Annotated in this window: 20 protein-coding genes; 11 read left to right on the forward strand and 9 right to left on the reverse strand. The window is 41.0% G+C overall.

Going from position 1 to position 20,944, the window contains the following annotated elements; translation table 11 throughout:
• Position 1: 1 nt before the first annotated feature.
• From nikB to BK582_RS23745, 3 genes are read left to right on the forward strand one after another with little or no spacing between them, the layout of a single operon-like run.
• On the forward strand, positions 2-922 hold the full coding sequence (gene nikB / locus BK582_RS23735; RefSeq protein ID WP_088035875.1) for a nickel ABC transporter permease: 921 nt from the start codon (positions 2-4) through the stop codon (positions 920-922).
• Between the two features lie 35 nt (positions 923-957).
• A complete protein-coding gene (locus BK582_RS23740) occupies positions 958-2,001 on the forward strand; it encodes an ABC transporter ATP-binding protein (protein WP_078597406.1) in 1,044 nt (347 codons plus the stop codon).
• A complete protein-coding gene (locus BK582_RS23745; RefSeq protein WP_078597407.1) occupies positions 1,967-2,977 on the forward strand; it encodes an ABC transporter ATP-binding protein in 1,011 nt (336 codons plus the stop codon). The genes BK582_RS23740 and BK582_RS23745 overlap by 35 nt, the downstream gene beginning before the upstream one ends.
• A gap of 64 nt (positions 2,978-3,041) precedes the next feature.
• Here the strand turns inward: BK582_RS23745 and yunB are convergent, their stop codons facing one another.
• The 4 genes from yunB to BK582_RS23760 form a co-directional block, all read right to left on the reverse strand.
• Entirely contained in the window at positions 3,042-3,797 is a 756-nt protein-coding gene (gene yunB / locus BK582_RS23750; protein ID WP_078597408.1) for a sporulation protein YunB, read from the reverse strand.
• A 97-nt stretch (positions 3,798-3,894) separates the two neighbouring features.
• A complete protein-coding gene (locus BK582_RS28175) occupies positions 3,895-4,023 on the reverse strand; it encodes a hypothetical protein (protein ID WP_276328225.1) in 129 nt (42 codons plus the stop codon).
• Positions 4,024-4,077: 54 nt separating this feature from the next.
• Positions 4,078-4,425: a hypothetical protein gene (locus BK582_RS23755; protein ID WP_167553263.1), complete on the reverse strand. Its 348-nt coding sequence runs from the start codon at positions 4,423-4,425 to the stop codon at positions 4,078-4,080.
• Positions 4,426-4,524: 99 nt separating this feature from the next.
• Entirely contained in the window at positions 4,525-5,724 is a 1,200-nt protein-coding gene (locus BK582_RS23760) for a potassium/proton antiporter (protein ID WP_078597410.1), read from the reverse strand.
• Positions 5,725-6,370: 646 nt separating this feature from the next.
• On the opposite strand from BK582_RS23760, the gene BK582_RS23765 reads away from it, so the two are divergent.
• The 4 genes from BK582_RS23765 (at position 6,371) to BK582_RS23780 (ending at position 9,001) form a co-directional block, all read left to right on the forward strand.
• Entirely contained in the window at positions 6,371-6,568 is a 198-nt protein-coding gene (locus BK582_RS23765; RefSeq protein ID WP_078597411.1) for a hypothetical protein, read from the forward strand.
• A gap of 152 nt (positions 6,569-6,720) precedes the next feature.
• The gene (locus BK582_RS23770; RefSeq protein WP_078597412.1) at positions 6,721-7,389 is read left to right on the forward strand and encodes a phosphatase PAP2 family protein; all 669 of its coding nucleotides are present in this window, start codon (positions 6,721-6,723) and stop codon (positions 7,387-7,389) included.
• Between the two features lie 39 nt (positions 7,390-7,428).
• Positions 7,429-8,259 (forward strand): peptidoglycan editing factor PgeF, encoded by an 831-nt coding sequence (gene pgeF, locus BK582_RS23775; protein ID WP_078597413.1) that lies wholly within the window; start codon positions 7,429-7,431, stop codon positions 8,257-8,259.
• A 175-nt stretch (positions 8,260-8,434) separates the two neighbouring features.
• On the forward strand, positions 8,435-9,001 hold the full coding sequence (locus tag BK582_RS23780) for an FAD-dependent oxidoreductase (protein WP_078597414.1): 567 nt from the start codon (positions 8,435-8,437) through the stop codon (positions 8,999-9,001).
• 171 nt (positions 9,002-9,172) lie between these two features.
• Here the strand turns inward: BK582_RS23780 and BK582_RS23785 are convergent, their stop codons facing one another.
• The 5 genes from BK582_RS23785 to BK582_RS23805 all read right to left on the reverse strand — a co-directional run bounded on the left by BK582_RS23785 (position 9,173) and on the right by BK582_RS23805 (position 14,959).
• Positions 9,173-9,829 carry a potassium channel family protein gene (locus BK582_RS23785; RefSeq protein WP_139368293.1) on the reverse strand — a complete coding sequence of 219 codons (657 nt, stop codon included), beginning with the start codon at positions 9,827-9,829 and terminating at the stop codon, positions 9,173-9,175.
• A 175-nt stretch (positions 9,830-10,004) separates the two neighbouring features.
• On the reverse strand, positions 10,005-10,931 hold the full coding sequence (locus BK582_RS23790) for a manganese-dependent inorganic pyrophosphatase (RefSeq protein ID WP_078597416.1): 927 nt from the start codon (positions 10,929-10,931) through the stop codon (positions 10,005-10,007).
• A 181-nt stretch (positions 10,932-11,112) separates the two neighbouring features.
• The gene (locus BK582_RS23795) at positions 11,113-11,943 is read right to left on the reverse strand and encodes an STAS domain-containing protein (protein WP_139368294.1); all 831 of its coding nucleotides are present in this window, start codon (positions 11,941-11,943) and stop codon (positions 11,113-11,115) included.
• A gap of 394 nt (positions 11,944-12,337) precedes the next feature.
• A complete protein-coding gene (locus BK582_RS23800; RefSeq protein WP_078597417.1) occupies positions 12,338-13,357 on the reverse strand; it encodes an STAS domain-containing protein in 1,020 nt (339 codons plus the stop codon).
• 180 nt (positions 13,358-13,537) lie between these two features.
• Positions 13,538-14,959 (reverse strand): SpoVR family protein, encoded by a 1,422-nt coding sequence (locus BK582_RS23805; RefSeq protein ID WP_078597418.1) that lies wholly within the window; start codon positions 14,957-14,959, stop codon positions 13,538-13,540.
• A 580-nt stretch (positions 14,960-15,539) separates the two neighbouring features.
• On the opposite strand from BK582_RS23805, the gene ilvE reads away from it, so the two are divergent.
• The 4 genes from ilvE to ilvN all read left to right on the forward strand — a co-directional run bounded on the left by ilvE (position 15,540) and on the right by ilvN (position 20,781).
• A complete protein-coding gene (gene ilvE, locus BK582_RS23810) occupies positions 15,540-16,448 on the forward strand; it encodes a branched-chain-amino-acid transaminase (RefSeq protein ID WP_078597419.1) in 909 nt (302 codons plus the stop codon).
• Positions 16,449-16,460: 12 nt separating this feature from the next.
• A complete protein-coding gene (ilvD, locus tag BK582_RS23815; protein ID WP_078597420.1) occupies positions 16,461-18,128 on the forward strand; it encodes a dihydroxy-acid dehydratase in 1,668 nt (555 codons plus the stop codon).
• 440 nt (positions 18,129-18,568) lie between these two features.
• Positions 18,569-20,263 (forward strand): acetolactate synthase large subunit, encoded by a 1,695-nt coding sequence (gene ilvB / locus BK582_RS23820; protein ID WP_078598269.1) that lies wholly within the window; start codon positions 18,569-18,571, stop codon positions 20,261-20,263.
• Positions 20,260-20,781, forward strand: a complete 522-nt coding sequence (gene ilvN / locus BK582_RS23825; RefSeq protein WP_078597421.1) for an acetolactate synthase small subunit — start codon at positions 20,260-20,262, stop codon at positions 20,779-20,781. Before ilvB ends, ilvN begins: the two co-directional genes overlap by 4 nt.
• Positions 20,782-20,944 lie beyond the last annotated feature (163 nt).

Here is a 20,944-nt window from a genome sequence, read left to right on the forward strand (position 1 = left end):
GTTGTTAACCTATACTATCAGACGAATATTTCAAACAATACCGGTATTAATCGGTGTTACTATATTAGTATTCTCGCTTATGCATTTAATTCCCGGCGACCCTGCCCAGATAATTGCTGGTGAACAAGCAAACCAAGAACAAGTAGAGCAAATGAGAGAAAGACTCGGCTTAAACGAGCCTCTTCCGGTGCAATACTGGAACTTCGTAAGCGGAGCTGTGCAGGGTGACCTTGGGAATTCTATCCGAAGCGGCCGGGCGGTAAGCTCGGAAATAGGCGCCCGTTTCTGGGTGACTGTGGAACTTGCCTTATATAGTACGATACTGAGTATATTCATTGGTTTGATTGCAGGAATTATCTCAGCTACTAAAAGAGGCACAGTAACTGACTCACTAATCATGATTGTTGCTTTGTTCGGTTTATCCATGCCTAACTTCTGGCTTGGACTTATGCTTATCCAGTATTTCTCATTAGGATTTGGATGGTTCCCTGTATCAGGCTGGGGGTCACCGCAGCAGCTTGTGCTTCCGGTTATTACATTAGGTACTGCCGGTGCGGCAATTATTGCACGAATGACAAGATCAAGCATGCTGGAAGTCATTCATGCTGATTACATCAGAACGGCAAGAGCAAAAGGTGTTAAAGAACGCTACGTTATATATAAACATGCACTCAGAAACGCGCTGATTCCAGTTGTAACTGTAGTTGGTTTACAATTCGGCGCCTTGCTTGGAGGAGCAGTATTAACAGAGACAGTATTTGCAATCAATGGTTTAGGACGATTCGTAGTTGACGCTATCCGGATGAGAGACTTCCCTATTGTACAGGGTTCAGTACTTGTACTTGCCCTGATGTTCGTTGTTGTAAACTTCTTAGTTGATATTTCATACCGATTCCTCAACAAGCGAATTGAACTAGATTAATTTAAAGGCTAATTAAGAAAGGTGGGAGGAATATCGTGGAATCCCCGAAAACAATCATAAAAGTTGATAACTTACAAACTTCGTTTTATACAGATAAGGGAGAAGTAAAAGCGGTAGATGGAGTGAGCTTTGAAATCCCAAGCGGAAAAACACTGGGTATTGTTGGTGAGTCTGGTTCAGGAAAAAGTATCACCTCCCTTTCCGTTATGAGGCTTATCCAGGACCCTGGTAAAATCAAAGGAGGTCAAATCCTCTTTAACGGAGAAAATCTTTTAGATAAAAGCGAAGCACAAATGCGCCGTATCCGCGGAAATCAGATCTCAATGATTTTCCAGGAGCCGATGACATCTCTGAACCCTGTTTTCACAGTTGGAGATCAAATTGCTGAAGCTTACATGATTCACGAAGGAAAGTCCAAGAAGGAAGCACTGCGAAAAGCCCTTGATATGCTTAAGCTCGTAGGTATTCCTTCTCCGGAACAGCGTTTAAAACAGTATCCTCATGAATTATCCGGGGGTATGCGTCAGCGTGTAATGATCGCCATCGCACTTGCATGTAACCCGGAACTGCTTATTGCTGACGAGCCGACTACAGCTCTGGACGTTACAATTCAGGCCCAGATTCTTCGTCTGATTAATAACCTGCAGGAAGAACTCGGAATGTCTGTAATGCTCATCACCCACGACCTGGGTGTTGTAGCAGAGACATGCGACTATGTAGCAGTTATGTATGCCGGAAAAGTGGTTGAGTACGCTGATGTAGAGACGCTTTTTGAGAGTCCAAAACATCCTTATACTGTAGGGCTCCTTAAATCACTTCCTCGTCATGATATCGACCAGGAAGGTGAGCTGGAAGTTATTAAAGGTATGGTTCCTACCCCAGATAATCTTCCAAAAGGATGCCGGTTTGCTCCTCGCTGTCCTTTCGCAAGCGACATTTGTGCAGACCGCCTGCCGGAATTAGATGAATTAGAAGATAACAGCCAGGTCCGCTGCTGGATCTACACAGATGAGTGGGATGGCAAATCGGGGGTGAGTGTAAAAGATGACTACGGAACTTTTGCAAGTAAAGAATCTTAAGCAATACTTTCCTATTAAAGGTGGATTGCTTGGCAGAAAAATAAATGATGTAAAAGCAGTGGACGATATCAGCTTCTCTATTAAGGCTGGAGAAACTTTAAGTATCGTAGGTGAATCCGGCTGTGGGAAGTCAACGACTGGCCGTGCTATTCTTCGTCTTGACGAACCTACTGCAGGTGAAATTCATTTCCAGGGCGATGATTTACTAAGCCTTAACAAAAAGGAAATGCGTAAGAAACGGAAAGATCTTCAGATTATATTTCAGGATCCATACGCTTCCATTAACCCTAGACAAACTGTGCGTCAAGTATTAAACGAAGCTATGGAAATTCAAAACGTTCTGCCGAAAGAGCAGCGTTATGACAGGATGATTGAGCTGCTGGAAACTGTAGGTCTCGGTCCTGATAAACTGGACAGATTCCCTCACGAATTCAGTGGCGGACAAAGACAGCGTATCGGTATCGCCCGTGCTCTTGCTGTAGATCCTAAACTGATCATCTGTGATGAGTCTGTATCAGCGCTGGATGTGTCCATTCAGGCCCAGGTACTGAATCTGTTAAAGAAACTTCAGCGGGAGTTTGACCTGACATACCTGTTTATCTCCCACGACCTTGGTGTTGTACGTCACATCTCTGACAGAGTTGTCGTTATGTATTTAGGCAAAATTGTGGAGATCGGCGATAAAAAGTCCTTGTTTGATAATCCGAAGCACCCGTATACAAAGACATTATTATCAGCCATCCCTGTACCCGACCCTAAACGTAAAAAAGACCAGATTATCCTTAAAGGAGATGTTCCGTCACCAATTGACCCTCCTACAGGATGCCGGTTCCACACACGTTGTCCGTTCGCTACCGAAAGATGTGTAACCGAAGTACCGGAGCTGAGAAACACCACTGGTATGAAAAATGGCCATGAATCCGCCTGCCATTATATCGAAGAAATTGAATCCGGCGAGATGAAGCCGAAATATTAATCGAAACTAAGAGGCTGTCCCAAATGGTTGTTTAATAACAATCTTAAATGGACAGCCTCTTTAATTACTTTTCCATTAGAACTGCCGGGACAGGTGAATTTTCTCTTCCACCATCTCCTCCCCCATAAAAAAACGGAACTTCGCCAGGAACTAATACCATGCCTACTGGAATCGTGGTTCTCACCTTCTCCATCTCCGTTGCGAAAGGAATAATAACTTCGACTTGTACTTCAAGATCCAGTGATACGTTAACCCATGTGTTATTAATACCTACATTTTTCACAGTTTCATTTAAATCAACATCTACGTCGCCTATTGCAGTAAATTTCACAGGAATTTCCGGGCCAAGATGTGCCAAAAAAGCATTTTTTGTTGCGGCGCCTAATGGAATATGGTGAATAATTCCTTCACCTCTTAAATTATAATCCTGATAACGTTCTTTCAGAGGATCTATTTTATCCAGTTTTCCTTGTTCCATTAATTTTAAGTAATGTTGAGCGCTTGCTACGGAATTTACTACCACATCATTATAGACGTTTGCGTCAAAGCCGACCGAAAGAACATTCCCTTCCTCATCAGTCTGGTATGCAATCAATTCATTCATATCAATCTCTTTTATCGTTTGATTCAAAGCATAATTTATTGTGGAAGTAGCGATTTTTTGTGTCTCCAGATTTGCGATATCCATTATAATTGGGCGGATTCCTGCTTCAGTGATGACTAAACCAATAGTTGTCAATAAGGAAAAGATTATTATAGATAATATAAGAGAAAACCCTCTTCTTCGCCTATGAAAAATCTTTTTTCTTCGAAATTTCAAAGACGTCCCCCCTTTTTTTAACTATATACAAATCAGTTCTGAGAAATAACTAAAAAAGAAAAACGAGAAGGATATATTTTCCTTCTCGTTTTGTTTATTAATTAAACGCCTGAATGCCGAATACAAAATGCAAAACTGAAAATACAATTATCATCATAAGTAAACCAAAGGCTAAGCCCCGCAGAGCTTCCGAGACATTTTCATCATACCTCATTTTCCTTTTCATCCTTTGTCATTACTCCCTTGTAATTAGATTTTTCGGTAATTGAGAAGGGAGTACTCAGATAAAGGTACTTTGAAAATGATTTAGCATAACAATCAAAATGAGCTTCTGTTTAGTTATCGTGGAATCATATAGTTTTAGTGTTATTTCAGGGTGGCCGAAAGAATCAGCTGCAAAGGAAAATAAATTTAAAAACCATACTGTCTTGCTGTCATCCTTTGAGGATAAATATCTGCTTTCCTCAGTCCCGATGAAAGCTTTTTCTTTTTCAAGCTGGATGGAAGCTGAGTACTTTTCTTTAGTTTGCTCTGAAGCAGATATATCAATCACGTCAGGCAGGCATAATATAATTATCAGGTTTAATAGAAGAAGCCTGTTTAACACGACAACCTCTCCATTCATCATTCATTAATTAACTTATTCTAATCTATTTTCAACTTTTTTTGAAGGGTAAAATAATACTTAAAAATAATAACTCCCAGTTACCGTGTACCTGGGAGATTTTTAGTCCTTGCTATTGACTTTAAGTTTCTCAGCTGCAAAGGAAATCGTGCTTCCCTGGACAACCGCCGAAATTATAACGATAAAAAACACAATATTGAAATATGCTTCGCTTCGATCTATCCCTGCCAGCATTGGAAACATGGCGAGTATAATTGGAGCAGCACCTCTTAACCCGGCCCATGAGAGAAAAAGCTTTTCCCTGATATTAAAGCTTGTAAAAAATGTACAAAGCAGCACAGCAGCTGGTCTTGCAATAAACATCAATATCACTGCCAGTAATATCCCCTGAATAATTATATTCAGGCTGAACAGCTCTGAAGGATAAACCATCATTCCCAGAACTACAAACATTGTCATCTGCATAGTTGAAGCAAACCCTTCGTTGAAATGGTAGATTGGGCTTTCTTTTTTAAGCTTGTTGTTTCCAATTATAACCGCCGCCACATAAACAGCTAAAAAGCCGCTCGCTCCTATTAATGAAGTTGTACTGTATATGATAAATGCAACTGATAAAGAAAAGACAGAATACAATGCCCTCTCTTCAAATCTTAATCTGTTAATAAATTTAGAGAAGAGAGTCCCTAACGCAAACCCTGCAAGAAGTCCTCCCCCCATTTGCCATACAAAATTCCCAGCCATTAAAAGATAGTTCTGGTCAGGCTGCTGAACAAGAGTGACTGCAGAAACAGTGAGAAATACAGCCATAGGGTCGTTATACCCTGACTCAGCCTCAATTGTTTTACTCAGTCGTGGCGGGAGCTTTTTGTTCTTTAAGTTTGCAAAAACTGCTGCAGCATCAGTGGAACCAATCAAAGCTCCTAAAAGGAGTGCTTCCAGAAGGGAAAGGTCCAGTATAAGCAAAGCCAGCAACCCAAAAAAAACCGAAGTGAACAAGACTCCACCGGTAGCTAACGTGGTTGCCGGCCCAATCACCGGCTTTAAATCACGCCACTTTGTACTAAGACCTCCTTCAAAAAGGATTACGACTAAGGCAAAGATGCCGATAAAACTGCCCCATTCAATGCTGTAATCTTCCAGTAAAGCAAGACCTTCTTCCCCAATCAGCATCCCTATGAATATAAAAAATATCAACGATGGAACCTGGAACCTCTGAGAAACTTTTGAGATTATAACGCCTGTGATTAATATTGCCGCAATCATCAACAGGATATAGTCAATTTTAAATAATTGTTCCTCCATAATTTTCGACTCCCGTGTATTCTTCTCTGTAACCCCCCGCTTACCTTAATAGACAACTAACTCTGTTTAAAACTCCCCATAAGAAAGGGTAGAATAGATTAATTAGTATTGAATTAGTAAAAATTAGTAAATTGTATTATGTAATTCCCTTATCGCTCGATTATAATCATTTTCAATTAACTCCATTTGAGTATCAATATAAGAATGATTAATCGTTAGAATGAGGTAATATGGAGGAGTGAATAAATTCCAGGTTTTACAATAAAAAAAACAGGGGATTAAGTAAAAAAGTTCTTCCATACGAAAGATAAATGATTTAAAGTGGTGTTATAAAGAGATATAAATACTATAACTTATTATAATCATTTGTTAAGGAAGAATATCGCTTAATAACGTTTATTACAATGAAATTTAAAAAACACTAAACAAAGGAGGTATTTAAAATGAAAGGGACAATCTTCGGATTTGGCTTTGTATTTTTCTTTGCAATTATCGGACATTTCTTCGTTTGAAAGCCATTTCTATGGCTTATTTTTTTTGCCATAAATCATCACCACAACTCCTTCGGCTGGGAATTCCCCAATTAACCTGCTATAATAAAGAAATAAATTAAGCAATATAAAAGCCTGAAAGGTAGTGTAATACAATGGTTTCACTTGAATTTCCTGATAACCCCTGGATAATGATATATACTTTCTCTCTACTCATTATTATTATTCTTGTTTCTTCTTTTCTTGTCAGAAAATTACTGAAGCAAGGTGAGAAAGCTGAACAGGAACAAAGAGAAATAGAAGAGAAAATGGCCAAGTATAATAAGTCGGAGGATAGTTCCTCCCATAAGTAAATTGCATTAGCATGGTCCAGCGGAAATGACAGGATAACTCTGCATTTCAATATGTAAACTGTAACCGCTAAAAGAAGAGCGTCCATCAGACGCTCTTTTTATTATCATATTATATATTCTATACATAAAATGCTTTGAAAGTAGTGAGTTTTATGAAAAATCGTTTTTTGCTTACAGCGCTTGTAATATCATTAATCATTTTTATAATAAGCTCTTTTTATTCAGTGTACAGAACAGACACCCTATTTGATACACTGATTATTGATTGGGTGAACCAGACAATAAGTCCAGCAGGAATAGTCTTCATGGAAGCTATCACCTTTATGGGATCAGGTGAGATAATATTAGTGCTCACTTTTCTGGTTGCAGTTATACTCTTTTTGAAGAAACGGATTTATATGGCTCTTCTGTTGCTTTTTACAACCTTTGGGGGCATGGCTCTGAATCTGGCTCTTAAATTGGCTTTCCAGCGTGAGAGACCTGGAGAAATGAGTTATATTGAAGTATTCGGCTATTCCATTGAACTGGCTTCATACAGCTTTCCAAGCGGGCATACAATGCGTTCTGTCATTCTGTTTGCATTTTTAATTTATTTGGGCTGGTTATTCATTTTTTCCCCTTTAATGAAAACATTTGCCTATACCGGAAGTATAGTTATGATTATACTAGTTGGCGCCAGCCGTATTATAGTAGGTGCACACTTCCCTACAGACGTAATAGCTGCTGTCAGTGTTTCGTTCGTTTGGGTTTGTTTTTCAGTCTTTATCTTCCCTAAACTGTTAAGTATCAGCAATTATACGAAGAGACTGGCAGATAAGTAATCTTATAATCATAATCTTAATCGTTAAAGGAGAGATATAATGAGCAATACAACTGATGTGTTTAAACAGGAAACCGAGCAGCTTCTTACACTAAACAGCCTGAAAGAAGCTCCACCTGGGCTTATTGCAGGTTTCACAACAAAAAGAGGGGGTATGAGCAAGGACCCTTTTACTTCCTTTAACCTCGGCCTCCATGTCAAGGACCTGCATTCATCCGTTATGGATAACAGAAAAAAACTTTCTCAGTTACTTAATTTCTCCCTGGCTTCGTGGGTATGTGCAGAACAAGTGCATGGCTCTAAGATTACTAAAGTAGAGAAAGAACATGCAGGACTTGGTACGGAAGAATATAAGGATGGAATAAAAGAAACAGACGGTCTGTATACAAAAGATACGGACATTCTGCTGACTCTATGTTATGCAGACTGTGTTCCTTTATTTTTTTACGAAAATGGATCCGGGCTCGTGGGCGCTGCACATGCAGGCTGGAAAGGGACTGTGAAGGATATAGCGGGAAAAATGGTACGGACCTGGGAAAAAGATGAAGGAATTAACCGTGAACGCATTCATGCTGTAATTGGCCCCTCCATTGGTTCCTGTTGTTATGTTGTTGACGAATATGTCATTGCGTATGTTGATAAGGCCCTCCATACAAATTCGTCTAAGCCTTATAAACAGATTAGCGAAGGACAGTACAGCCTGGATTTAAAGGAACTTAACAAAAAACTGCTGCTGCAGGCAGGTGTGAAAGAAGAGAATATTCAAGTATCCGGCTTCTGCACAAGCTGTGAGGAGGAATTATTCTTTTCCCACCGAAGGGATATGGGGCAGACAGGGCGTATGCTCAGCTTTATTGGACGGAGAAGCTGACTCGGTTTATCAAAATAGCAATATTTTTGTCAGCTGATTCCGGCCTGAATATTATGAGTATATCTTTGGCTTTCCTGACAGCCATTTTGATATGATATATCTGTACAAATAGTTAGATAATTTGACAAGAATGCTCTGTCAACAAGGGGCATATTTGCAGTCAGGAGGCTAAGTTATGTACGATATTGCTGTAATTGGGGCTGGGCCGGCTGGAGCCAGTGCTGCTTTGTTTGCTGCAAAAGCAGGTAAAGAAACATTATTAATCGATAACGATAAGAGTATGACAAAAAAAGCATGGATCGAAAATCATTACGGTGTTTCTGAAATTGCAGGCCCTGATTTAATTGAAACTGGAAAGAAACAAGCTGCAAAGTTTGGAGCAAAGTTGATTTCTGATCAGGCAGTAAATCTTCTCCCTGTTGAAGATGGTATTAAAATTGAGATGGAAGGCGAAAGTGCAGAAGCAAAACATGTAATTATCGCTTCTGGAGTTTCTGTAGCCCTCGGAGAAAAGGCAGGGATAAATACGAAACCTGGCACAGAGCCTCGCATTAAGACAGTCATTGAAGCTGATGGCGACGGAAGGACTAACCTTGACCGAATCTGGGCCGCCGGTACTGCTGCTGGCGTAAGCGTTCATACGATTATAACAGCCGGACACGGAGCTGCAGTTGCTATTAATGTTATTAGTGAGTTAAATGGAGAGCGGTACGTGGACCATGACTTATTAAAAAACGGATAATTTAAAGAAAAGCGCAAGCGCCTTCCTCTTCGAGCATCGCTTCGATGGGCATCCCTCTAGACAACTCGAAGCATACTCGCGATGAAAACGCTCATCGCTGGAGCTGGACAATTTTTTTGGAAATTTATACTTCCTAATTTTTACGAAAAAGGACCTGAATCAGGTCCTTTTTTACATAGCATTATCTTCAAATCTTTTAATATCCTTGTTATGGCCAATAACGATTAACAGGTCGTTTTTCATAATCTGGTAATCAGGCTCCGGAGAGATATTAATTTCTTCTCCCTTTTTTATTGCAAGAACAGTAACCCCATATCTAGCTCTGATATCAAGCTGAATCAGTGTCTTTCCTTCCAGCAGGTCGGTAGCAATAAGCTCAACAATACTGTACTCTTCGGACAGCTCAATGAAATCAATGACTTTCTCATCAGACATTTGCTGCGCTACCCTTCTGCCCATGTCTTTTTCAGGATGTACAACCTGATCTGCCCCGATCTTAACAAGTACTTTATGGTGGTAATCATTCTTTGCCTTTACCCATACATTCTTAATTTTGAGTTCTTTTAGAAGCAATGTAGTTAATATGCTCGCCTGAAGATCGTCACCAATTGCAACGATCACATAGTCAAAATTACGAATTCCAAGTGAACGCAGAACAGATTCGTCCGTTGTATCCGCCACAACAGCGTGAGTGGCGATATTCGCATAATCATTTACTTTATGTTCATCCATATCTATAACAAGTACTTCATGACCTTGTCTTACAAGCTCTCTGCAGACACTCCCTCCAAATCGGCCAAGCCCTATTACGGCAAATTGCTTTTTCATAAACACATCTCCCAGACTAAATTGTTTAAAAATCCCTTTTAAAAATAACCGACTGGCGCTTTTCTGTCAACGTTTGTAATGACAAGAGGCTGCAGCGTGACCATTTCATAACCGTCCCCGCTTCTAAAACAAAAGATACTCTGCTATGACCTGCAGAGTATCTTTCGTCTAATGATTAAAATTGTTTATTTAAAACAGGAACAATTTGTTTCTTTCGGGACACAACGCCCTTTAAAAGAGCCATGTTATTCTCAAGGCTAACCTGGAAACTCTTTTCTACGGATTCAGACTTCTCTCCCAGAGCTAAAACTTTTGAATCGTTGTCTAAAATGTCGGTGACCACGAACAGAAATAAATCCAGATTTTTCTCCTTTATTACTTTGGAGATTTCATCTTCAAGCTCCTGCTGTCTGTCCAGTACTTCGTTCACATCTACAGTATTTACCTGAGCGATCTCCACCTTGCTTTCGCCCATGCTGAATTCTTTAGCATCAATAGAAATGAGCTGGCTGACAGACTTACCGCTAACGTCAGCTCCTGCTTTAAGCATTTCAAGTCCATATTTTTCACTATCCACACCGGCGATCTCAGCCAGCTTTTCAGCTACTTTAACATCTTCTTCCGTACAAGTAGGCGATTTAAATAATAATGAATCTGAGATAATCGCAGAAAGCATTAATCCTGCTGTTTCCCTGGATATTTCTACATCGTTTTCCCTGAAGAGCTTATACAGAATAGTCGCAGTACACCCTACAGGTTCTGCACGGTAGTATAAAGGATCCTTCGTTTCAAAGTTTGAAATACGATGATGGTCAATTACTTCAATTACCTGTACATCATCAATATCGTCTGCGCTCTGCTGGCGCTCGTTATGATCTACTAGTATCACCTTCTCAGCATCCTGAGAAGCCTTCTCAATATAACGTGGTGCTTCCGCATTAAAATAACTAAGTGCGTATTGTGTCTCTTCATTTACTTCTCCAAGTCTCACCGCTTCAACATTCCATCCTGACTTAGACTTCAACTCAGCGTATGCAAGAGCGGAACAAATTGAGTCAGTGTCAGGATTTTTGTGTCCAAAAATAAGTATCTTGTTATCCATATTTTCACTCCTTCTTTATAAGTTCTACCATGACAGATCAAATAATTCAATATGAAGCTGCATGTTTCACAAGAACAATTCACAACAGCTAATACTTACAGCCGCAGAATGAAAAGTAACAGTCTCCCTGAGAAGCCTGTTACTTTTTTAAACATATAACAAAACTATATAATAATAACATTTAATGAACGATCAGATAATCTCTCAATGTCTGCTGCAAGGTTCCTCTCGTTTCAGCCTTCTGTTCAAAAGAAACTCCTGCATGTATTACCTTTCTGACAAAATCAGGACGGAGCCCGGTTATTTCAGACTTACAGCCCATCAAAGCAATACCTTCAATAATTCTGAACAGCCTTGTAACAACCTCAGCCTCCATGTCACTGACACCAGAAAGATCCATAATAAGAGTTTCTACATGAGTCCTGTCAATCTCGTGAAGTACTTTTTCTTCAATAACAGACAACCGCTGATCATCAATATCTCCAATTAGCGGAAGAACACTAATATGTTCATTAATCGGAATAATCGGAACCGAAAGATTCTCTACCAGTTTTTTCTGTTCCTCAATTAGCGCATCCTTGTAGGCTGAATATCTGACAAAAAAGGTGTTAATAAATTCATCGATAAGTTCGTTAATTTTACCCTCGAGAATATAAATGTCATCTTTGCTGTCCGTAAGGCTGCTGGCAGCGTCATATTCTCTCAGAAATTTCCACAAAGTTCTCCGGATTGCCTGAATCCATTCAAGTTTAAAGGACAACGTCATTGAATATTTAGCCCAGATGACACCTTCCTGTGCTGCAAAGTCTCTAACCTGCTCCTTTTTCTGCTCTACCACATACAAAACCAGACGATGGGCATTTTCAAGGAGGTTTATATTAGCGATTTCCTGGAACTCAACAATTTTGTGTCTTACGTTAACTGCTTCCTCCAGCAGCGCCTCTTCAAAGCTAGCTCTGTTTGCGAACAAATAATCATTTATACTCTGCTCTTTTTCGAAGATCCCGCCCACTTGAATCACTCCCTAATAGATGTAGTTTGAAACCTATCCATAGATATGGTTACAGTTTCCTTAAAATCGAACTGAATGTCAAACGTTTAGAATAGTCAGTCATAATTTTTTTAATTGTCATCAGCCTGTGTTATATCATACAACACTTTTTATTATATTAAAAAAGTATTAATGTCTCGTCACACATCTGGCTGGTTTTTTTCTCAAGGTTCAAAGTGCAGAAAAGAAAACTCGCCGATTGGCGAGCCTAAGGTGATGACAGAGGCGTAGTTGCACTTACGCTTTAGCCTCCTTAAAAATATTCCCTAGGTCGAATCACCTTCACCGCAAAAATTTTATGCTTTTTTAAAGTAAAAAAAGAAAGCCTGATTTCAGACAGGCTCTCTTAAACGTATTAAACAATTCTTTTCCCGCTTTCGGCGAGTGCATGGTATACTCCATGCTCCAGTGACTGAAAACATTCGAACCTTGAAAATTGAATGTTTTTCTTAGCCATAATCATGCTGAGCTCCGCAGATATTCCAACTAACACTGTCTTTGTTCCTGTCAGCGAAGCAGCCATACCTAGTTTTTCAATAGTTGCAGCAGTATGGATTGTAATATCCTGAGCAAGCCCTGTGAGATCCAGCAGCAAATACCTGGCTCTCTGCTTTGGCACCCCTTCAAGGACTTTATCTATCAATTCTTCCGACCGCTTTTCATCGTACTTGCCAAGGAGCGGCACTACTACAATACCCTCCATCACAGGTATCATCGGCGAGGAAAGGGTCTTTACTAATTCCTGCAGTTCATTTGTTTTCTGCTCCACTAATTCTTCCAGTTTTTTTATCTGATCGGCTTCTTTTTGTCTCGCAAATTCATGAATATTCTCAGTTATAGTTGAATCCGAAGGGAAATACTCAACAATGGTATTATCATGGCCTTCAATTTGGTATTGTTTAACCTTATAAGCGATGTTTTCGCCGAACAGGCCTGTAAATATACCTGCATAATGGGCAGGAAGAAAATTGCCTCCCTTATCTTTTTCCTGGGAAACATTTATTTTATATTCCCAGTCGTCTTTTAACTGCAGCTGGAATGTTTTGTTTTCCCAATTGAAGTTTTTAATCTTTGCCAGACCCCAGCCTGCTGTTGCATATGTATTTGTAATTAGATCGCACGCTTCTTCTACAGAGACATTTTTCAAATTATGAAAGTATTCTCCTACTATAAGCCCCTGTCGAAAACCAGTCGTTTCCAGCACCACCTGTGTCGCGTCTTCACCGGAAACTTCTTCAATTGTATCAAAAAACACTTTCATAGCTGACGATATCCAAAAAAGTACAGCATCCTCGCCTTCATACAGGAACTTTCCTTCTTCCACATCCCAGCCAAAGTCCAGGCCGGCAACGTTAATTTCATGCTTTGTATTCATGTAAAAACTCCTTGTAATCTTTTTTCCTCATTTTTTCCCATTATACTCCTTTTAATTATACGTGTCATATTTTGAGATGCGAAGTAAAAGTCCATTACTTTTTCAGCAATAAGATAACCAGGCAACCACTGCCTTCCTGCTTAACAATAAGGCCGGCGTTACCGCCAGCCTCTCCGGTTATTAGACGTATCTTCTGTGAATTTTTCTTCCGTCGTAAGTGAAAACTATCTTTCTTTCTGAAAGGACGGTTTCCATGTGTACTGGTCTGCCCCATAGCTGATAGAGGTATGGCAGAGTTTTTTCCAGATAGGTTGTGTCCAGCTCAATATCTTCATATTCATGGGTTAAATAAAGTTCCCCATTTTTAAGATAATCACCGTCTTTTACTACAATGTAAGGAAAGCCTCCATTAACTCTGCTGCTGATCAGCTGATCCCTTACATTCTGCCATTCTTTATCGATGATTTTATAATCTCTGCCTTTCTTTTGGAAAAGGTACATATCCTCCCGGGTAACAAGGTCTTTTGTTAAATAATTTCTGATAAATGAAATGTCCGATTCAATTTCTCTTACTTCAAATATTTTTTCCCTTCCGCTGCCGGGCTTTACTCCTTGTCTCTCTTTCATATCTTCTGTTGGATTATTATATCTCTCTTCAATATCCTCAAAAATCTTCAGCCCAAGATAATAAGGGTTGATCTGTGTTTTAGAGGGCTGGACCACTCCTGAATTAAGCTTTGCGAATTCAATCGCTTCATCGGAAGTTAAATCCATTTCCCTGATGATTCTCTGATGCCAGTACGAAGCCCAGCCTTCATTCATTATCTTTGTTTCCAGCTGCGGCCAGAAATAAAGCATCTCTTCACGCATCATTGTAAGGATATCCCGCTGCCAGTCCTCCAGATCTCTGCTGTATTCTTCAATAAACAACAGGATGTCTTTCTCAGGCTGAGGCGGGAGCTTTTTCTTTTTGCGGACCCGGCCTGTGATACGATTCTCCTCAGGATTATCAAGTTTCCATAAATCATCATAAGGGGAATCCCTTTTCTCCTCGTCATCCTCATCCTGCCAAACATCTTCGACAGACCATGAGAGTTTTGGCCGTACTATGCTTGGATCGATATGTTCCTGAACTGCCAGGACAGCATCGAGAAACTTTTCCACTTCCTGGCGCCCATGCACCAGTTCATAATGCCCTATTCTTTCAGCTGTTGCTGTCATGCTTTCTACCATGTCCCGTCTCGTATTTGAAAAACGAACATTATTTTTAAAGAAATCGCAGTGCGCAAGAACATGAGCGATAATTAATTTGTTCTGAATCATTGTATTCGTGTCGAGCAGAAATGCATAACAAGGATCGGAGTTAATTACAAGCTCATATATTTTACTCAAACCAAGATCATACTGCAGCTTCATCTTATGAAATTGTTTACCAAAGCTCCAATGGGAAAATCGAGTCGGCATTCCGTAGGCACCAAATGTATAAATAATCTCAGCGGGGCAGATTTCATATCTCATATCATAAAAATCAAGGCCAAATCCCTCAGCAATCTCCGTTATCTCGTTTATTGCCGATATAAGTTCTTTTGAATCAATGCTCATTCCATTCTCCTCCCCGGAAGTTATTAACATAGTTTATGAGTAACTTGGCGGAATGATGAAGGAAACAACAGATCCGTCAAAAAGTCTACAAAAAAACTTTTCAAAAATAGTATTTAAGTGGATTTTTTCGTCCTAGCCATTACTCTTTTAGACTCCATGATAGAAAAAGTGCCAGCACTGTTTTTATCGAGCTGCTTAAAGGCAGAACAATTTTCGAAATTGTATATTTTTTGAAATGCTAACATTTTTTATATTAAAAAATGGAATAACCTCTGCCTGGAAAAAATATTTTTTTCTTTTTTTACAATTTCACACAATATTGACAGACTAACAATGTAAGCGTATTCAATTTCACAAATAAGTGTGAACTATCAGAAAATTTCATTTTTACCTGTTGAACTTAATTTTTTTTGGGTGTAAGATAGTCGGCAATACAAACTTCTCAGCTGAATTTGCTCCTTGTAAATACAGCTGCAGCTTCGTTCATTTTTCTACTGGGAATTTGTTCAGGCGTTTATTTTTTATCAATTAGCTTTTTTACTTTAAAGTACAAAATTAAAACAGAGAGGAGTGGTTATGGATGAGCAGTCAATGGATTTTCCTGAGCGGCGAATTTGTCAAAAAAGAAGATGCTGTGGTTTCAGTATACGATCATGGTTTTCTTTACGGAGATGGGGTGTTTGAAGGTATTCGCGTCTACAGCGGAAATATCTTCAAACTTGATGAACATTTGGATCGCCTGTTTGAATCAGCACAGTCAATTATGCTGACAATCCCTTATACCAAGGAGGAACTGACAAACATTATTGTTGACACTGTAAGGAAAAATCAGCTCAAAACAGCTTACATCAGAGTAGTAGTATCCAGAGGAGCAGGAAATCTTGGCCTCGACCCGGCATACTGCTCCCAGCCACGTGTGGTGGTAATCGCTGAAGAATTAGCGCTATACCCGCAATCATTATATGAGAAGGGGTTAAGAGTAGGTTCCGTTGCAAGCCGGCGTAACCGGCCGGATGTTTTAAGTCCACAAGTAAAGTCTCTTAACTACCTGAATAATATATTAGTCAAGCTTGAAGCAAACCAGGCAGGTGTTGACGAAGCTTTAATGCTAAATGACCAGGGGTACGTAACTGAAGGGTCCGCCGATAATATTTTTATCGTGAAAAACGGGACGATCAGAACTCCACCTGTCTATCTCGGAGCTCTTGAAGGAATTACACGAAATGCTATTATCAGTCTCGCAAAAGAGCTGGGTTATGAATTACAGGAAACCCCTTTTACAAGACATGACGTATACACTGCAGACGAAGTGTTCCTTACAGGAACGGCAGTGGAGGTCATCGCGGTAGTTGAAGTTGACGGCCGGAAAGTACAGGAAGGAAAACCAGGAGAAGTTACAAACCATTTACTGAGTGAGTTCAGAAAGCTCGTTTTGACAGACGGAGTCCAATGCTATACCGACTCACCTAATCAGGTTCAGGCAGGTTGAGGAGGATAAAAGATGCGCAGTGACATGATAAAAAAAGGAATCGACAGAGCTCCCCACCGCAGCCTGCTGCATGCTGCCGGGGTAAAAACAAGAGACCTTGGAAAACCGTTTATCGGTGTGTGCAACTCATACATCGATATCATTCCAGGCCATATGCATCTTAATAAATTTGCTGAAGTTGTTAAAGAGGCTATCCGGGAAGCAGGCGGCATCCCATTTGAATTTAATACAATCGGAGTGGATGATGGCATCGCAATGGGCCATATTGGGATGAGGTACTCCCTTCCCAGTCGTGAAATAATCGCCGACAGTGCAGAGACAGTAATTAATGCCCACTGGTTCGACGGTGTCTTCTATATACCTAACTGCGATAAAATAACACCCGGTATGCTCATGGCCGCAGCAAGAACAAACGTCCCTTCTGTCTTTGTTTCCGGGGGACCAATGGAAGCAGGTGTCTCCCCTGATGGAAAGAACCTCTCTCTTGTATCAGTGTTTGAGGGCGTTGGCGCATATAACCAAGGAACAATGACAAAGGCAGAATTAACCGCTCTGGAGACATCGGCATGTCCAACCTGCGGTTCCTGCTCCGGGATGTTTACAGCTAATTCAATGAACTCCCTGATGGAAATGCTCGGTCTTACTGTACCTGGGAACGGTACGATGCTTGCAACCTCTGATGAAAGGCACGAGCTTATCAGGCAGGCTGCCGGCCATTTGATGGATCTGGTGAAGCAGGATATTAAACCAAGAGACATTTTAACAAAAGAAACTTTTGATAATGCGTTTGCGCTTGATATGGCTATGGGAGGCTCAACAAATACGGTACTCCATACATTAGCAATCGCCCATGAAGCAGGTATTGATTATGACCTCCATGAAATTAACAGAATTGCTGAAAAAGTCCCTTATCTGTCAAAAATAAGTCCTGCATCGGATTATTCCATGCACGATGTTCATTTAGCAGGCGGAGTCAGTGCGATTATCAATGAGTTGTGCAAAATTGACGGACTAATTCACCGTGACAGAATTACAGTGACTGGAAAAACAATTTCTGAGAATGTGAAAGATGCGGAAATTCTTAACAAAGATGTTATCCGGGAGTACGAAAACCCGTACAGTCCTGTTGGAGGCCTCTCCATCCTCCACGGCAATATCGCCCCGGACGGAGGTGTAATAAAAGTAGGCGCGGTGGACCCTTCCATCAAAAAGTTTCTCGGAGAAGCTATCGTCTTCGAATCACAGGAAGAGGCCCAGGAAGGCATTGACAATGGAACTGTTCAGGCAGGCCATGTTGTCGTTATCCGCTATGAAGGACCTAAAGGCGGTCCGGGAATGCCTGAAATGTTATCCCCTACTTCTGCTATCGCGGGCAGAGGCCTGGATAAAGAAGTTGCTTTAATCACCGACGGTCGATTCTCCGGAGCTACACGAGGGATTTCTGTGGGACATATTTCCCCTGAAGCTGCTGAAGGCGGCCCTATAGCGTATGTAGCTGACGGAGACGGAATTTTAATCGATTTAGAAACGAGATCCATCGAGCTTCTTGTTGACGATAAGGTTCTCGAAGAACGAAAAAGCAACTGGAAAAAACCTGAACCGAAAATAAAGTCCGGCTATCTGGCCAAGTATTCAAAATTAGTAACCTCCGCAAATACTGGCGGAGTAATGAAAATCTGAAAACAGGAAAAGCGTTGACGGGAATAAAAGAATAAGACGAGTGTATTCACAGAGAGCCGGGGTTGCTGGAAGCCCGGCAGTACACCTTATTCTGACATCATCCCTGAGTGCGGAGTCGAAAAGTCCTGCTGATTAGGCTCCAGCCAGGTGTTTAAGAACCAGCACCTGTTATCAAAAGAAGCTTCCTTTAGCTTCCTAAGACAGTACTCGCGAGAGTGCTGTGAATTCGGGTGGTACCGTGAAAAGAAAGGCCTTTTCTCCCCGATAATCATGCTTTAAGCGGATTATTAGGCGAGGAATGGTCTTTTTATATTTCTCTTAATCTATCTTCCAGCCTATACCATGTACCAGGTTAATGAAAGTTCCTCGTAAGGTTTTCTGACACAAAAAATTATAAACAGGAGGGAAAAAAAGTGAATGTTGAAACAAAGTCGGAGTACATGCAAACCGCAGTGCCTGCAACAGGAGCAGACCTTCTCATTAAAACGCTGCTGGATGAAGATGTAGATATGGTGTTTGGGTACCCCGGCGGAGCAGTCCTGCCAATTTATGACGCTATTTACAAAGCAAAAGATTCTTTAGACCACATCCTTACCCGTCATGAGCAAGGGGCTATCCATGCCGCAGAAGGATATGCACGTGTATCAGGCAAACCAGGAGTCGTAATTGCTACGTCCGGGCCAGGAGCAACTAATCTTATTACAGGAATTGCTGATGCCATGATGGATTCACTGCCGCTGGTGATATTCACAGGCCAGGTGGCACGGGGTGTTATTGGAACAGACGCTTTTCAGGAGTCTGATGTTATTGGGATAACTACTCCCATCACCAAACATAATTACCAGGTTCAGTCAGTGAGCGATCTTCCAAGAATAGTGAAAGAAGCCTTTCATATAGCAACTACCGGCAGACCTGGACCTGTACTTGTTGATATTCCCAAAGATATTTCTGCTGAAGAGTGCCACGGAGAGTACAGTGCTGATTTCCATTTGCCAGGCTACCAGCCTACCATGGTTCCGAATCCGCTTCAGATAAAAAAGCTGGCGGAAGCAATTAAAAATTCGAAAAAACCTGTTGTACTGGCAGGGGCCGGAGTACTTCACAGCAAAGCATCAAATCATCTGACAGCATTTGCAGAGAAATTGAGGATTCCGGTTACTTCCACCTTACTCGGGCTCGGCAGTTTCCCGGCGAGGAATGATCTCTTCCTCGGTATGGCAGGAATGCATGGAACATACGCAGCAAACAGAGCGCTGTATGAATGCGATTTGCTGATTAATGTAGGCGCCCGCTTCGACGACAGACTAACAGGAAACCTGAAACATTTTGCAACACAAGCAACTGTTGCCCATATAGACATTGACCCTGCGGAAATCAGTAAAAATGTATTCACTCATATCCCTGTAGTTTCCGATGCTAAGGAAGCTCTGACCCAATTAATCTCCGGGGCTGATGAACCACCGCAGCATGCTTCATGGCTGGCACAGCTGAATGGACTAAAAGAAGAATATCCGCTCTGGTATAAAAATCCTGAACAGAAGATGGTTCCCCAGTGGCTCATAAGAGCAATTCATGAAGTAACAGGCGGAGATGCTATCGTTACTACCGATGTAGGACAGCATCAAATGTGGGCAGCACAATATTATACCCTGGATAAGCCTGATAAATGGGTAACTTCAGGCGGCCTGGGCACTATGGGATTCGGTTTCCCGGCAGCAATAGGAGCCCAGCTAGCCAAGCCGGATGAGACAGTGGTAGCGATTGTTGGCGATGGTGGCTTCCAGATGACCTTACAGGAATTATCTGTCCTGCAGGAAAAAGGGCTGCCAGTAAAGGTGATCATTGTAAATAATGGAGCTCTTGGTATGGTTAGGCAGTGGCAGGAGACATTTTACGAAGAACGATATTCTGAATCATTGCTTACTGTTCAGCCAGACTTCGTAAAACTGGCTGAGAGTTACGGGATACGCGGTGTAAAAGTGGATACCCAGGCTGACTTGCTTAGAATTCTCCCTGATATATTCTCCTGTAAAGGGCCTGTTGTTGCAGATTGCAGAGTGCTGCAGCAGGAAAATGTCTACCCAATGATAGCTCCTGGAAAAGGCTTGCACGAAATGATCGGGGTGAAACCATGAAAAGAATAATAACTGCAACTGTTCAGAACCGCTGTGGTGTCCTTAACCGGGTAACCGGTTTATTACAAAAAAGACAATTTAATATTGAAAGTATCTCCGTAGGCCGGACAGAAACTGATCAGGTTTCAAAAATGACTTTTGTTGTTGATGTGGAAGACGACCAGAAGCTTGAACAGCTTACTAAACAATTAAATAAACAAATCGATGTTTTAAAGGTTTCAGATATTACAGACAAAGCCATTGTTGTCAGAGAACTTGCACTTATAAAAATCGTAAGCAGCAGCCAGCTGAGAAACGAAATCCAGGGCATAATCGAGCCGTTCAGGGCTTCAATCATCGATGTCAGCAGGAACAGTCTTGCCATCCAGGCTACCGGTAAGCCAGAAAAAATCGAAGCGCTAATTGAACTGTTAAGGCCTTACGGTATTAAAGAACTTGCCAGGACAGGGGTAACTGGTTTCCTTCGCGGCCATCAGCCCCAGCCAGTTGAACTTAATACGTACAGCCTGTTAAAGTAGCCAGCTATTTATTCCAGGCTTTGTTAAATTGTACTGTTGATTTTCGATAAAAGACACTCGCTTGCCTCGGGCATTGCCTCCAAGGCAACAATCAACATAATTCTTAAAAAACTTATATTAACCTTTAACAGAATATTTTACTAAACCTGCAATGACTTTGCTT

Source organism: Evansella clarkii, assembly GCF_002019695.1.
GTDB classification, from domain to species: Bacteria; Bacillota; Bacilli; order Bacillales; family Salisediminibacteriaceae; genus Evansella; species Evansella clarkii.

Bases quoted from the DNA above. Each gene is read 5' to 3' on its own strand.
- BK582_RS23780 (WP_078597414.1), top strand. From the start codon at position 8,435: ATGTACGATATTGCTGTAATTGGGGCTGGGCCGGCTGGAGCCAGTGCT.
- ilvD (WP_078597420.1), top strand. From the start codon at position 16,461: ATGCGCAGTGACATGATAAAAAAAGGAATCGACAGAGCTCCCCACCGC.
- BK582_RS23785 (WP_139368293.1), bottom strand. From the start codon at position 9,829: ATGAAAAAGCAATTTGCCGTAATAGGGCTTGGCCGATTTGGAGGGAGT.
- BK582_RS23805 (WP_078597418.1), bottom strand. From the start codon at position 14,959: ATGAGCATTGATTCAAAAGAACTTATATCGGCAATAAACGAGATAACG.
- BK582_RS23770 (WP_078597412.1), top strand. From the start codon at position 6,721: ATGAAAAATCGTTTTTTGCTTACAGCGCTTGTAATATCATTAATCATT.
- BK582_RS23790 (WP_078597416.1), bottom strand. From the start codon at position 10,931: ATGGATAACAAGATACTTATTTTTGGACACAAAAATCCTGACACTGAC.
- ilvN (WP_078597421.1), top strand. From the start codon at position 20,260: ATGAAAAGAATAATAACTGCAACTGTTCAGAACCGCTGTGGTGTCCTT.
- BK582_RS23760 (WP_078597410.1), bottom strand. From the start codon at position 5,724: ATGGAGGAACAATTATTTAAAATTGACTATATCCTGTTGATGATTGCG.
- BK582_RS28175 (WP_276328225.1), bottom strand. From the start codon at position 4,023: ATGAAAAGGAAAATGAGGTATGATGAAAATGTCTCGGAAGCTCTGCGG.
- ilvE (WP_078597419.1), top strand. From the start codon at position 15,540: ATGAGCAGTCAATGGATTTTCCTGAGCGGCGAATTTGTCAAAAAAGAA.
- BK582_RS23745 (WP_078597407.1), top strand. From the start codon at position 1,967: ATGACTACGGAACTTTTGCAAGTAAAGAATCTTAAGCAATACTTTCCT.
- BK582_RS23765 (WP_078597411.1), top strand. From the start codon at position 6,371: ATGGTTTCACTTGAATTTCCTGATAACCCCTGGATAATGATATATACT.
- ilvB (WP_078598269.1), top strand. From the start codon at position 18,569: ATGCAAACCGCAGTGCCTGCAACAGGAGCAGACCTTCTCATTAAAACG.
- BK582_RS23800 (WP_078597417.1), bottom strand. From the start codon at position 13,357: ATGAATACAAAGCATGAAATTAACGTTGCCGGCCTGGACTTTGGCTGG.
- BK582_RS23755 (WP_167553263.1), bottom strand. From the start codon at position 4,425: ATGATGAATGGAGAGGTTGTCGTGTTAAACAGGCTTCTTCTATTAAAC.
- pgeF (WP_078597413.1), top strand. From the start codon at position 7,429: ATGAGCAATACAACTGATGTGTTTAAACAGGAAACCGAGCAGCTTCTT.